Consider the following 12,896-nt stretch of genomic DNA (forward strand, 5'->3'; position numbering starts at 1 on the left):
CTGCGCAGATACAGGCAGCATCGTTTTTCGCAGTCAAATTTTTAATTCATGACACAAGCCAACGATGTTAAATTGCATCGAGGACCATTAACCAGAAAGGAGCGGCTCATGAAGAAAACTATCTTGACAGCACTTAGCGTAGCCGCACTGTCAGGTTGTGCAAGCCATCTGGATCACACAGCCAAACAAACACAAATCTGTGAGCCTATCACTGAAAGTCAGGTGATCGGATTGTTTGATCGGTGGAATAATTCGCTTCAAACGGGTGATCCAAAAGCCGTTGTGGCAAATTACGCACCACGCTCCATTCTCTTACCCACCGTTTCTGATCAAAACCGTCTGACCTCAGCAGAAAAAGAGGACTACTTCATACATTTCCTCAAAGACCAACCTTTTGGGGAAGTCACAGCGCGTCAAATCGACATCGGGTGTAATACGGTTACCGATTCAGGCTATTACACGTTCAACATGAAACGCACCGGCAAACCCGTTCATGGACGTTACACGTACACCTACCATTGGCAAAACGGCCAATGGTTAATTACTCACCACCACTCTTCCAAACTGCCTTAATTTGGGCTAGCGCATTTTCTGAAAGACCACCCTTGACAAAGAATCAAAAACCAAACTGGAACAATGCCCCTGAAGATTGGGACTGGCTGGCCCAAGATGCCGATGGACGCTGGTTTTGGTATGCAGTCGAACCCATCCCTGGGGTGGGGGGTGGTGTCTGGCGCTCTCCGCGTCTGAAACAAGAATTTGCGCTTCAGGGCGAACCCAATGAGCAGTGGTTAGAAACGCGTCAGAAACGTCCAGACGCTACTGACTAACTCATCGACTTATTTTTAATGACATCCTCCTCGCCCTAAAGGACGAGGCTTTCCGCCCATTTCTGTAAATATGGGCCCTACATCTTACGGGATGCATCGCATCCAAAGACTTGATACTCTGACCTACTCCCAAGATTTAGGCACAAGTCGTTGTAGAGTTTGTGGCTAAGTCAATGTGACGAGCAGCAAACTCGCACGGGGTTAAATTATTTAGGGAACTGTGTGAGCGAGTTTGATTGTAATCTTGGCGACACGATCGTGTCCTTAAAATGCTGTAGCTTCCCAAGCGATGGAGGTAGCCACCGCGACACTCAGTAGGCTGATATTTCCGGCAAGAAACATCACCTAGGAATGCGAAGCGATGATTGATGTACAAGATTAACGTCAGTCAGAACGCAGCAGCAGGTTTGTTTGACTCACGTGACAGACTGGGCAAGTTGGTGGAGGACGTTTTGAACCAGATTCTGGATGCACAGACGACTGAAGTTTATATTGGCTCTGATAGAAATGGTTGTTTAAGGGGTCTCCACACGCAAAGTGACAACCATCACCAAAGAGCTCTGCGGTGTGAGCTTCTCCAAGAGCCTCGTGAGCAGCTTGTGACCAACCTTGAGCCTCGATTCAGGACCCTACCGGCAAAGTACCGCAAACGTTTGAGAACGACCAACATGATGGAACGCTTCAAAAGAGAAATCAGGGCAAAGCCTACCGACGTTTAATGCCAATGTGCCAGCGCGTGCGTCCCCAATGGGATCTGGGTGCATTAGTCGATGTGGGTTTTGATAGGATTGAATGCAATACCGACATCAACACACGGATTTACAACGAACTCGAACAGACGCTCTATCGCAGCGCACCCATGTTCCGTATTGTTGCCAAACGTGCGAAATAAACGAGCTATGTGACGGTTTGCAAATGATCTGGATACCGTAACACACGGTATCCAGAGGTTTTTCCACATCATCGTGACTTTTTTATTTTAAAAACAAACAGTAAAAAATATTTACACCTTAGTGAAACTTATTGATAACCTAAGTCTTGTCGTTCAGAGGTTTTTAGTTAAAACGGCATCAACAGTTGCATTCTTTTTACGTACCAACCTTGCAATTCAGTTTCAATTTTTAAAATCGGATGAAGGAGTACCTCGTGAAATTATCGATTTTGCATTCTGTTCTGACCATTGGCCTCGTGACCGCCACTGGGGCTGTACTCGCGCAAGACTTTGAAGTTGAGCTACCCAGCACCATTGCTTGGAGCACGTATGACGTCGGTTCCGGTGGCTACAATCAGGCCGCTGCCATCGGCAACGCCCTGAAACACAAATACGGTGTGAACTTACGTGTGCTGCCGGGTAAGAATGACGTTTCGCGCGCCATGCCACTTAACCGTGGACAAGTGCAGTTTGCGGCAACTGGGATTGCGGGCACCTACCATGCACAAGAAGGCCTCGATGATTTTGCAGGACCACTCTGGGGCCCTCAACCTATTCGCGCTGTTCTACAAAACAACTCCGATCAACTCGTGGCCGTGGTGGTGGCTGCAGACGCTGGCATTGTGGAACCTAAAGACTTGAAAGGCAAACGCGTTTCTTGGCTGATTGCCGCACCTTCTGTGAATGCCGGGATCACTGGTGCATTACGGTTTGGCGATCTGACTTGGGATGATGTTGAAAAAGTCGAGTTTGGCGGCTTTGGCGCCTCCATGGATGGCATCATGCAAAACCGCGTCGATGCTGCAATTTCTTCCTCGATTTCCGGTAAAGCCTATGAATTGGCAAAATCGCCTCGTGGACTGAAATACCTGTACATGCCTGCTGAAGACACTGAAGGCTGGGCACGTCTGCATGAAGTCGCACCGTTTGTAACACCTGTTGTGGCCACTGAAGGTGCGAACCTGAGTAAAGACAATCCGGCGATTTCCGGTACCTACCCCTATCCTGTTCTGGCCACACTCACCACTGCAGACAACAAACTCGTGCGCAGCATGCTAAAAGCCATGGATGACACCTTTGACGAATACCGCGATGTCGCCCCAGGCAACAATGGCTGGGAATTGGCCCGCCAAAACCTCTCATGGGTCGTTCCTTACCATGATGGTGCGATCGAATTTTTTAAATCAAAAGGCAAATGGACTGACAAAGACCAAGCCAATAACGATGCACTCATTGCCCGTCAGGAACTACTCATTAAAACGTGGGATGAAGTCAAAAAGCGCAATCATGCGAACGAAGAGGCTTTTATTCAGGATTGGCTTAAAACCCGCTACGAAACACTGGAAGCGGCTGGCCTAGACACCGGTGCACCCAAATCCTGGTAAGACAATTAATTGTTTCTGTCTAAAAACATACAACCCAGGATGAAGCCCACAAACTTCACCCTGGATTGTTTAATAAATCGGTCGAAGACAGCCTTATTCACGCCCCTTCATCGATGTCACTTCATTTACACTGCTGGACTTTTTAAACCCATTCGATGACAAGCAGATTCAAATCAACGGTGGCACGTTGGGCACTATAGGAACCTCAATCACAGTGGGTCCTTTGCGTTTGAGGGCCGCTTCACATGCAGCCCGCACTTCATCAGCCGTTTTAGCCACCACACTCGCACAACCATAGCCTTTGCCAAGCGCTGCAATGTCTAAGCCGGGTAGATCTAAACCTGGTACGTTCGGCGTGTTTTCTAATTGCGCAAAGGATTTCAGGATGGCGTATTCATCATTTCGCAGCACCACAAAAATTATCTGCAAATCATGTTGCGCCGCAGTCCAAAGCCCTTGAACTGAGTACTGAAACGAACCATCGCCAATCACAGTCAACACGGGTCGATTTCTCTGACTGTCACGCTCAGAAAGGGCTAAACCCACGCTGGCAGGCAAATTCCAACCTAAGCTGCCACTGGCAAACGTATAAAACGTATCCGGCGTTTCAATCGGCCAGGCACGATGCAGTTGCGCGACATTCGAAGGGGATTCTTCAACCAAAACCGTCTCTGCCGGCATCACCTCATGCAACACGTCAAACAACAATAATGCGGACAATTGACCATCGGCTGCTTCAGGCTCTTCAGGTGCAGGATGCGGCGCCATCCGATGTGCTTGTGATGCGACGGTTAGAGTTTTTGCATGACGAGATGCAACAAGCGGTGTGAGCGATTGAACCGCTAAAAGCGCATCAGACAATAAGCTGTCTCCAACCGGTGCTCGGGCAGCCTCTTCTGGATCATCCGTAATGTGTAGAAGACGCAGACCTTGTGGAATATAGTCACCAGCCACATACGGGTAATAGCGAAACACGGGTGCACCAATCACGACCGCTAAGTCATGGCCTTGTAGCTTGTCGCACAAAGGTCCGATCGCAAACGGCAAACCACCGACGTACAAAGGATGTGTTTCTGGAAATGGTGCACGCTCTGAAGCCGGTGCTGCCCAAACCGGAACGTTGAGTTTTTCTGCTAAGGCAATGGCTGCTTGCCAGCCTTCGCGCCCGCCTTCTCCACCGGCGCGACAAAGGTCTGAACCAAAGATCAGCACTGGATCTTTGGCTTTTGAGATGGCTTGGGCAAAATCTGCAATGCGTGTGGGATCAGGTCCCACACGGCGTGTGACTTCCCTTGCTACTGCTTGTCCATTGGCAGTCTGATCCCAGTCATCCAAAGGCAACGATAAAAAGACAGGTCCAGCAGGAGGTTGTAGTGCGGCGGCATAGGCACGCATGATTGCACCCGGAACATCTTGAGCACGCACAGGTTCATACGACCACTTCACCCAAGGACGAGGCAGCATAGTTGGATCCACGTTGCTCAACCAAGGGTCCATTAGCAACATGTTACGCGTTTGGTTCCCTGCAGTGATAATGAGCGGCGTCTTATTCATACGGGCTGTCATGATGTTGCTCATGGCATTACTTAAACCGGCGGCGGTATGCACGTTCACTAGCACAGGGCGACGGGTTGCTTGTGCGTACCCATCTGCAGCGCCGACAGCTGAGGATTCATGCAGGGTCTGGATATATCGAAAGTCCTTCGGAAAATCTTTCAGAAACGTTTCTTCTGTGGACCCAGGATTCCCAAACACAGTGGTTAATCCAAGCTCACGCATCAGCGCAAAAGTCACATCCCGCACAGTGCTTGACGACATCACGATCTCCTTTAGACAACAGCCAGTAAAGAATGTTTTAAACAACGCCATTGTTTCGTTTTTAATCGTATCTGATCATTGTAGAACCTAAAAAACGCTTTAACTCAACAATCGGAAGATTTTTTTAAATATCGTAACCTTTCAAACCAATGGTTGCCGCTCGCAACCTCCTGAATCGTGGCGTGTCCTTGAAGATTTTGGATAGCAGGTTCATGGTTTAACACCTCATCACCGATTTCAAAACGCGTAATGCATTAGTTGTCAGAAATTGATAGGATCGACTCCGGCAACTCTCGATTGTTGATTGGCATAGACCGCATTAACAGGCTGATCTAAATATTGACTTGACATCCTCCTTCCCATTCAAGCCACCTCCCAATTCGTCTTTAAAATTTCTCTCAAAATCAGCTTGCGAGTCTGAATTTAGACATGGTTGCAGTATTCAATACTCCTTTTAGTTATATAGAAATAAGAAATCAGTAGTTTTACTTAATAAGAACAACCTATAGAATCTCTCTAATCGTGTCAGATATGCATTACACGGCACACACACTCCACCTCAAAACACACCATACCTTTCATCAAGGTGTTTTATTTCATTACCCAAGGATCGCAACCATGCTTAAGAAGTTTTTGCTCGCATCAACCCTCACACTCGCTTCACTCGGTGTAACCACTGCGCAGGCACAACAAACCGAATTATTGAATGCCTCGTACGACATTGCTCGTGAACTGTTCGGTGCCTATAACCCTAAGTTTGCTGAGCACTGGAAAGCCACAACCGGTAATGATGTTCAAATCAATCAGTCGCACGCTGGCTCATCACGCCAAGCCCAAGATATTCTCAAAGGTAAGCAAGCTGATCTGATTACATTCAATCAAGTGACCGATGTCGAAATCTTGGCAAAGAATGATTTCATTGCCAAAGACTGGGCAAGCCGCTTTCCACACAATAGCTCCCCTTACTACAGCACCATCGCTTTTCTGGTGAGAAAAGACAATCCTAAAAACATTCAGAACTGGGACGATCTGATCCGAGACGATGTTCGCCTTGTTTTCCCCAACCCTAAAACATCTGGTAATGCGCGCTACACCTACTTAGCAGCTTGGTTGTTTGCCAATGAACTCTACGAGGGCGATGAAGAAAAAACCAAAGCCTTTATGAAGAAGTTTCTCAACAACGTGGATAGCTTTCCCACAGGTGGACGTGCCGCCACCACGGCATTTTCACAAGGCGAACAAGGTGACGTTTTGCTGACCTTCGAATCAGAAGTCATCAACATCGCCAATAGCGATGAGTTTGCGCAATATGAATTTGGCACCGTTGTACCACCCGTCAGCATTCTGGCTGAGTTCCCAGTGTCGGTCGTTGACCGCGTGGCAGATCGTCGGGGTACACGCGACATTTCTGAGGCCTATCTTAACTATCTCTATGCGCCAGAGATTCAAGAACTTCTCACCACATTCAACTACCGCGTCCGTGACCCTCAAGTGGTGGCTGCGACCAAAGCACAATTTCCGGAGCTGCGTTTATTCAATCCGAATGAATCATTAGGCACTTGGGATGACATTCAAGCGCAACACTTTGGCAGCGGCGGTGTTCTGGATCAATTGCTTGCGGATCGCAGCACGAAATAAACCAATAAATAACTCAACCGACTTTAAACGTCATGACAAATCTCTCGAACGGATCAAAAACCGTCTCACTCTCGGAGCTTTCAAGGCAGTCCATCCAGGGCGTGAAGTTCACCTCATCAAATCAAATTAAAGAGGTGAAACCAAAGTCCTGGCTGCTTGAAAGCCACCCAGTTTTACCGGGGTTTGGGTTGAGTTTTGGGTTCAGTACCTTTTATCTGTCCTTGGTTGTTTTACTGCCAATTTCGGTCTTGCTGATTCATGCCAGTCAGATGAGTTGGCAGGATTACTGGCAAGCCATTACAGACCCACGAGTGCTGAGCAGTTACTGGGTCACCATCAGCGCGGCCCTCTACTCCACTGTATTGGCTCTGCTGATTGGTCTGTTACTGGCCTGGATCATTGGTCGTTACGATTTTCCAGGCCGCCGGTTGGTGGATGCGTTAATTGATTTGCCATTTGCCTTGCCCACTGCAGTGGCTGGATTGACACTGGCATTTCTATTGGCACCCAGCGGTTGGTTTGGGCAATGGTTGGCACCTTTTGGTCTCAAAATTGCCTACGCCTATCCCGGCATCATCGTAGCCATGACGTTTACCAGCTTGCCATTTGTTGTGCGCACTGTACAACCCGTGCTGCAAGGTTTAAGCACAGAGTACGAAGAAGCGGCCATGACATTGGGTGCCAGCAGACCCCAAACGTTTGTCCGAGTCGTTTTACCGGCTTTGGCACCCGCTCTGGTGACAGGAGCTTCGCAAGCGTTCATCCGAAGCTTGGGTGAATATGGTGCAGTCATCATGATTGCCGGCAACATTCCCTTCAAAACCGAAGTGACTTCATTGATGATCTTTATGCGTCAGCAGGAATTTGAATATGAAGCGGCGAGCGCCATTGCATCGGTCGTTCTGATCGTGTCACTCGGGCTGCTGTTTACGCTTCAGTACTTGCAGACTCGCCTCTTTCAGGCTCGGAGCTAATATGAGAAAGCCACAAGATGCTTTACAGTGGGCTTTGGTCAGCCTAGGCCTATTTTTTGTCCTGATTTTACTGGTCGCGCCACTTGCCTTTATCTTCACTCAAGCCTTATCCGGAGGATGGGCACTCTTGCGCGATAACTTGAGCGAAGGTTATTTGCAACACGCCTTGGGTTTGACGATTTTAGCGGCCGCCATCTCTGTGCCACTCAATCTCGTATTTGGCATTCTTTTAGCCTGGTGTGTCACGCAATATCGCTTCAAAGGTCGACGACTTCTTCTGTCACTGGTCGACATTCCCTATGCGGTATCACCCGTTGTGGCTGGCTTGTGCTATTTAATCGTCTATGGCGGCGAAGGCTTGCTTGGTCACTGGTTTGCCGAACACGACATTCAACTGATGTTTGCTTGGCCAGGTATTGTGCTGGTGACGATCTTTGTGACCTCCCCTTATGTCGCTAGAATCCTCATCCCAACCTTGCAAGCACAGGGCAATCAGGAAGAATGCGCAGCCCTCACGCTCGGCGCCAATGGCTGGCAAGTGTTTTATCAAATTACTTTACCCAAACTGAAGTGGGCGCTGCTTTATGGGGTGGTCGTTAGCAACGCCAGAGCCGTGGGTGAATTTGGTGCGGTGTCCGTTGTCTCTGGAACCATTATGAATCAAACCCTGACTCTGCCACTACTCGTTGAACAGCTCAACAATGATTACAAAACGGCCGCAGCATTTACCGCTGCCGCGATTCTTGCCTGCATGGCCATGCTGACGCTTTTTCTTAAAACACTCATGGAATACCGACAACGTTTAGTCATGCGTGCCACCAACTCCATTCATCCATAAGGTCTACCGTCATGAGTATCGAGATTAAAAACCTGTCACGCCGCTTTGGTCAGTTTCAAGCGCTCAATGATGTTTCGTTAAAGATTCAAGCGGGCGAGCTTGTGGCTTTGCTTGGACCTTCGGGCTGTGGCAAAACCACCTTATTAAGAATCATCGCAGGCTTAGAATCATCGGATCGTGGGCAGGTGTTGTTTTCAGGTGAAGATGCCACGCACGTACCCGTGCGTAACCGACAGGTCGGTTTTGTCTTTCAACACTATGCTTTGTTCCAACACATGTCTGTTTTTGAAAACGTCGCATTTGGCTTGCGAGTCAGACCACGTGCTGAGCGTCTACCAGAAAAGCAAATTAAAAAGCGCGTCACGGAGTTATTGGAGCTTGTGCAATTAGGCTGGGTTTCAGATCGTTATCCCGCTCAGTTATCTGGTGGGCAACGCCAACGCATCGCATTGGCTCGTGCGCTCGCAGTCGACCCCAAAGTTTTACTGTTGGACGAGCCTTTTGGAGCACTCGATGCCCAAGTGCGTAAAGAGCTGCGACGCTGGTTGCGCGAATTACACAATGAGCTCAATGTTGCCAGTGTGTTTGTCACCCACGATCAGCAAGAAGCACTCGAAGTGGCCGATCGAATTGTCATCATGAACCGAGGACAAATCGAACAGATTGGCACACCTGATGAAGTGTGGACGTCACCTGCCACACCTTTTGTTTATGACTTCCTCGGCAATGCAAACCGCTTTAACGGTCAATTGCAACAGGGCGAACTCATTAGCGAGGGTATCCGATTTCCTGCGCAGTCCGTTCAAGGTGCTTCACACGGCCAAGCCGCTGCTTATGTGCGATCTCATGATTTTGAGCTCTCCCGAACTCACTTCGATTCAGATGGCTTACCTGCGTTTGCCGCACGCATACAACGTACCTATCTCAGTGGCTCAACGGCACATCTCGAGTTGCTTCGTGAAGATGTCGGCCAACGTATTGAGGTAGAGCTGCCAGAACCTGTGTTTCGGGATTTGAACCTTCAGGAAGGTGAGGGTATCCATGCACGCGCGCGCAATGTGCAAATCTTCAACTTAGAGGCGCAAACGCATTGAGTAATCTCTTCATTAAATTCTGAAGAATAAAAAATGAAGAATAAAGTGCCGATTTCAACAGATGATGTCGAAATCGGCACTTTTCATTCAATGACTGAGTACTGAACCCTAAGCACTCAGAAGCTAATTTAAGTTAAGGATGTTGCTGGTTTTCTGATTTTTGAATAGATAAAGTACGCAACCAGAATTCCGATACCAACGTAGTTACTGAGTGCGTCCGGCAGCAACAGACCAAAACCCGCCACGAGCAACATGATTCGCTCAAACTTTTGTTGCTCAGTGGCCGAACCAACTTGGGCGTTATCATCACCACAACCCATTAAGGTGGCGGCAACAGCCGTTGTCACCAAGACTTTTGATAAGCTAGAAAACTTCACAACAGATCTCCTCAAATTTAATTTCAATTAACTTTCTTTGCGCCAGTTGGGCGTGCGTTTTTCAATAAATGAACTGATGCCTTCGTATGCATCGGGATTCACGCTGATGGCAGTGAAGTCGTTCGCAGCGTACTGCACATTGGCAAGATAGTTAGGTTCTGCAGCATATCTAAATGCTTTGCGACCAATTCTCATAACATCTGGACTGTGCTGTGCAAAAACATTGGCCAATTCCAGCGCTTTCTCACGCAACTGCCCTTCTGGATAGACATGCACGGCCAAACCGATTTCTTTTGCTTCGGTTGCACCAAAGCTTCGACCCGTAAACAGCAGCTCAAAAGCGCGATGTTTACCAATGATCTTGTGAAGGTGATAAAAGTGGATGGATGGCAGAATGCCAGACACAATTTCTGGATAACCAAATGTGGCGTTCTCTGAACACAGCACGACGTCACAACCGATTGCCAGTGTCATACCACCGCCTCGGGCGGTTCCGTTTACAGCGGCAATCGACGGTTTACCCAACTTATGCTGCATCTCTGAGACGCGGACATACAGTCTTTCCACCAGATCGGCACCTGTTTTTTCTTTTCTGTACAGTGCATTGAGATCTAAACCCGCACAAAAACGGCCAGGCACATCACTGGTGATGACCACCGCACGAACATTGTCATCGACCCGTGCTCGGTCCAACAAGCCGATGTATTCATCGAGCATTTCTTCTGTCAGGACATTGAGTGGCGGTTTGTTAAACGCAATGATGGCAATTTGGTTTTCAACCGAATATTGAATATGTTCACTAACCATAACGATGCACAACTCCTTTTTGTTCTAATAAATCAATCTTTTCATCTGAATAGCCAATTTCTTTCAGAATTTCCGCAGTATGTTCACCCAGCAAAGGTGGGGAACGACGCGGCTTTCTATCAGCGCCATCAAAATGAATTGGAAATGAAACTTTGTTTAGCATCCCAAGTGTCGGGTGCATGATTTGAGTGACCGAGTCTCTCGCCAGAACCTGTGGATGGGCCAAAGCTTGCGATAAATGATGGATCGGTCCACACGGAACCGCTTGCGCTTCCAGCGCTTCTAACCAGTATGCAGTGGATTTTTCAACCAAACGGGCCTGAACCAATGACACGGTTTTGACCATATTCTTGACGCGCAAATCGTTGCTGAGCAAATCTGGATCCGACAACAAATGCTCAAGATCTGCGACCTGACAAAACTTTTTCCACTGACTATCATTGCCGGCACCAAGCACCATCATACCGTCAGCTGTTTTAAACGCCTGATAGGGACACATACTGGGATGGGCGGTGCCCCATGGCTTCGGGTCCTTGTCAGTCGCCCAATACGATTGCGCCAGATAGCCCATGTAGGTCAAAGCCGTGTCTAACAGGCTTGCCTCGACATAGACGCTTTTTCCGGTTTTTTGACGCTCAATCACAGCAGCCAACACGCCGCTCAGCGCATTCTGGCCGGTGCCAATATCTACTGGCGAAAAACTGGCTCTGGCGTACTCGCCTTCTTCAACCCCCATAGTACTCAACATGCCACTAAACGCTTGCAGCATGACATCGTATCCAGGGTGGTCTCCCAACGGACCTTGGCGACCATAGCCAGAGATTTCGCAATAAATCACATTGGGATTAATTTTTAAAATATCGTCGTAGGTAATTTTTAATTTCTCGGCAGTGGCTTTTTTAAATCCCTGCAGCACCACGTCACACTGACTGATTAAATCGTGAAGAACACTTAATCCTTCTGATCTCTTTAAATCAATCACAATACTTTTTTTATTAAAGTTAACTGCCAAAAAGAATGTCGATTGATCGTCAGTCTTTGGAATCCAATGTCTGGTGTCATCACCATTCATGGCTTCTACTTTAATAATCTCGGCGCCTAAATCACCTAAAAACTGACTACAGATCGGTCCTGCAAGAACTTTAGTCAAATCAACAACTTTAATTCCTTCCAGAGGAGAAAACTTCATTCCTTAACCCTTCGACATTTATAAAACTTGAATTCCACCCATCAAACAAAAAAACACTTCGTAAAGGAAACTTTACCCCGGAGTGTTTATGAGCTATTTATTTAAGATTTCTCAAGTGAAATCACGGTTCTAACTGAGCGGATTGTATTCATGTCGATACCTACCGTGGTAATATTATTTAGGTATAGGGAGGATACAAATTTTCTATGGCACGCCACGTCGATATTCGTACATTAAGGAATTTCATCACTATTGCCAACACTGGCTCTATTAGCCAAGCCGCTGAAATTTGCTTCACATCGCAACCCTCTCTTAGTCTACAAATGAAAAACCTCGAACAAAACTTGGACGTTCAGCTCTTTGAACGCACCAATCGAGGGGTGTTTTTAACAAGCGCGGGTGAGATACTGTTTGAGCATTCCAAAACCATCTTAGAAAATCTTCAAGAGGCCATTGATGCCGTCAAAGGGCAGGAATTGGTGCCTCAAGGTCCTGTTTCTATTGGCATTCCGCTGTCGATCGCACGATTAATTTCTGCCCCATTGATCAAACAGACTATGGAGAGATACCCAGACATCAAATTAACCATTCTTGAAATGGGCTCGGCTTATGTTCCGGAGATGATGGCGCGCGGTGAAATTGATCTTGGAGTGACCTTTCGCAACGATTTTCGTAAAGGGGTTCGATATACAAAGCTAATGGAAGAAAAGCTTGGAATCTTGGTCAGAAAGGATTTAATTAAAGAGGAAGGCACTGGTTTAGAGATTATTAAAAACAATCCAGAGTTGCCATTTGTTTTACCACCAAAAAATCATGGATTGCGTGATGCCATCACATCGATTGAAGAAGAAAATAATATTCGCTTAAATACTATTGCAGAAATCAATGCCATTTCATTAATGATTAATTTATCCTTAAAAGGCATTTGCGCATCCATTCTGTCATACACATCTATTAAAGGAACCTCTGAACTACTCGTGTTTTTGACGCAGAAAATAGATTTCGATCAAATGTA

The 12,896-nt window shown here is 47.4% G+C and carries 13 protein-coding genes and 1 pseudogene; 10 read left to right on the top strand and 4 right to left on the bottom strand.

The annotated features are described in order from the left end of the window. The first annotated feature begins 108 nt into the window (after window positions 1-108). From ACOI06_RS01535 to ACOI06_RS01555, 5 genes and pseudogenes are all read left to right on the top strand, one after another. Entirely contained in the window at window positions 109-573 is a 465-nt protein-coding gene (locus tag ACOI06_RS01535; protein ID WP_420660690.1) for a DUF4440 domain-containing protein, read from the top strand. Between the two features lie 32 nt (window positions 574-605). Beyond that, window positions 606-830, top strand: a complete 225-nt coding sequence (locus ACOI06_RS01540) for a hypothetical protein (protein WP_420660691.1) — start codon at window positions 606-608, stop codon at window positions 828-830. A 489-nt stretch (window positions 831-1,319) separates the two neighbouring features. Then, window positions 1,320-1,430: pseudogene (locus tag ACOI06_RS01545) on the top strand (transposase); the annotation flags it as partial. Window positions 1,431-1,566: 136 nt separating this feature from the next. Next, window positions 1,567-1,722 carry a hypothetical protein gene (locus ACOI06_RS01550; RefSeq protein WP_420660692.1) on the top strand — a complete coding sequence of 52 codons (156 nt, stop codon included), beginning with the start codon at window positions 1,567-1,569 and terminating at the stop codon, window positions 1,720-1,722. A 254-nt stretch (window positions 1,723-1,976) separates the two neighbouring features. Beyond that, window positions 1,977-3,146, top strand: coding sequence for a TAXI family TRAP transporter solute-binding subunit (locus ACOI06_RS01555; protein ID WP_420660694.1), 1,170 nt, complete (start codon window positions 1,977-1,979; stop codon window positions 3,144-3,146). Between the two features lie 168 nt (window positions 3,147-3,314). Here the strand turns inward: ACOI06_RS01555 and mdlC are convergent, their stop codons facing one another. Next, complete coding sequence (mdlC, locus tag ACOI06_RS01560) at window positions 3,315-4,964, bottom strand: benzoylformate decarboxylase (protein ID WP_420660696.1); 1,650 nt, start codon at window positions 4,962-4,964, stop codon at window positions 3,315-3,317. A gap of 618 nt (window positions 4,965-5,582) precedes the next feature. Here mdlC and cysP point away from each other — a divergent pair. The 4 genes from cysP (at window position 5,583) to ACOI06_RS01580 (ending at window position 9,508) form a co-directional block, all read left to right on the top strand. Continuing rightward, window positions 5,583-6,602, top strand: a complete 1,020-nt coding sequence (gene cysP, locus ACOI06_RS01565; RefSeq protein WP_420660698.1) for a thiosulfate ABC transporter substrate-binding protein CysP — start codon at window positions 5,583-5,585, stop codon at window positions 6,600-6,602. A gap of 134 nt (window positions 6,603-6,736) precedes the next feature. Continuing rightward, window positions 6,737-7,576 carry a sulfate ABC transporter permease subunit CysT gene (cysT, locus tag ACOI06_RS01570; protein WP_420660700.1) on the top strand — a complete coding sequence of 280 codons (840 nt, stop codon included), beginning with the start codon at window positions 6,737-6,739 and terminating at the stop codon, window positions 7,574-7,576. A 1-nt stretch (window position 7,577) separates the two neighbouring features. Continuing rightward, window positions 7,578-8,414 carry a sulfate ABC transporter permease subunit CysW gene (cysW, locus tag ACOI06_RS01575; RefSeq protein ID WP_420660702.1) on the top strand — a complete coding sequence of 279 codons (837 nt, stop codon included), beginning with the start codon at window positions 7,578-7,580 and terminating at the stop codon, window positions 8,412-8,414. An 11-nt stretch (window positions 8,415-8,425) separates the two neighbouring features. Then, on the top strand, window positions 8,426-9,508 hold the full coding sequence (locus ACOI06_RS01580; protein ID WP_420660704.1) for a sulfate/molybdate ABC transporter ATP-binding protein: 1,083 nt from the start codon (window positions 8,426-8,428) through the stop codon (window positions 9,506-9,508). Between the two features lie 128 nt (window positions 9,509-9,636). On the opposite strand, the gene ACOI06_RS01585 is transcribed toward ACOI06_RS01580, so the two are convergent. Genes ACOI06_RS01585 through ACOI06_RS01595 form a run of 3 tightly spaced genes read right to left on the bottom strand, consistent with a single transcriptional unit; the run spans window position 9,637 to window position 11,881 of the window. Continuing rightward, the gene (locus tag ACOI06_RS01585; protein ID WP_420660706.1) at window positions 9,637-9,885 is read right to left on the bottom strand and encodes a hypothetical protein; all 249 of its coding nucleotides are present in this window, start codon (window positions 9,883-9,885) and stop codon (window positions 9,637-9,639) included. A gap of 27 nt (window positions 9,886-9,912) precedes the next feature. Next, window positions 9,913-10,692, bottom strand: a complete 780-nt coding sequence (locus tag ACOI06_RS01590; RefSeq protein WP_420660707.1) for an enoyl-CoA hydratase/isomerase family protein — start codon at window positions 10,690-10,692, stop codon at window positions 9,913-9,915. Beyond that, on the bottom strand, window positions 10,685-11,881 hold the full coding sequence (locus tag ACOI06_RS01595; RefSeq protein WP_420660708.1) for a CaiB/BaiF CoA transferase family protein: 1,197 nt from the start codon (window positions 11,879-11,881) through the stop codon (window positions 10,685-10,687). Before ACOI06_RS01595 ends, ACOI06_RS01590 begins: the two co-directional genes overlap by 8 nt. Before the next feature lie 206 nt (window positions 11,882-12,087). Between ACOI06_RS01595 and ACOI06_RS01600 the strand changes: the two genes are divergently transcribed. Further along, on the top strand, window positions 12,088-12,896 hold an 809-nt coding region (locus tag ACOI06_RS01600), incomplete at its 3' end, for a LysR family transcriptional regulator (RefSeq protein ID WP_420660709.1).

The organism is Orrella sp. 11846, assembly GCF_048820935.1.
Lineage (GTDB): Bacteria > Pseudomonadota > Gammaproteobacteria > Burkholderiales > Burkholderiaceae_B > Algicoccus.

What these genes read in the sequence shown, in the direction of transcription:
- cysP (WP_420660698.1), top strand. Translation starts at nt 5,583, where the DNA reads ATGCTTAAGAAGTTTTTGCTCGCATCAACCCTCACACTCGCTTCACTC.
- cysW (WP_420660702.1), top strand. Translation starts at nt 7,578, where the DNA reads ATGAGAAAGCCACAAGATGCTTTACAGTGGGCTTTGGTCAGCCTAGGC.
- ACOI06_RS01580 (WP_420660704.1), top strand. Translation starts at nt 8,426, where the DNA reads ATGAGTATCGAGATTAAAAACCTGTCACGCCGCTTTGGTCAGTTTCAA.
- ACOI06_RS01535 (WP_420660690.1), top strand. Translation starts at nt 109, where the DNA reads ATGAAGAAAACTATCTTGACAGCACTTAGCGTAGCCGCACTGTCAGGT.
- ACOI06_RS01590 (WP_420660707.1), bottom strand. Translation starts at nt 10,692, where the DNA reads ATGGTTAGTGAACATATTCAATATTCGGTTGAAAACCAAATTGCCATC.
- mdlC (WP_420660696.1), bottom strand. Translation starts at nt 4,964, where the DNA reads ATGTCGTCAAGCACTGTGCGGGATGTGACTTTTGCGCTGATGCGTGAG.
- ACOI06_RS01595 (WP_420660708.1), bottom strand. Translation starts at nt 11,881, where the DNA reads ATGAAGTTTTCTCCTCTGGAAGGAATTAAAGTTGTTGATTTGACTAAA.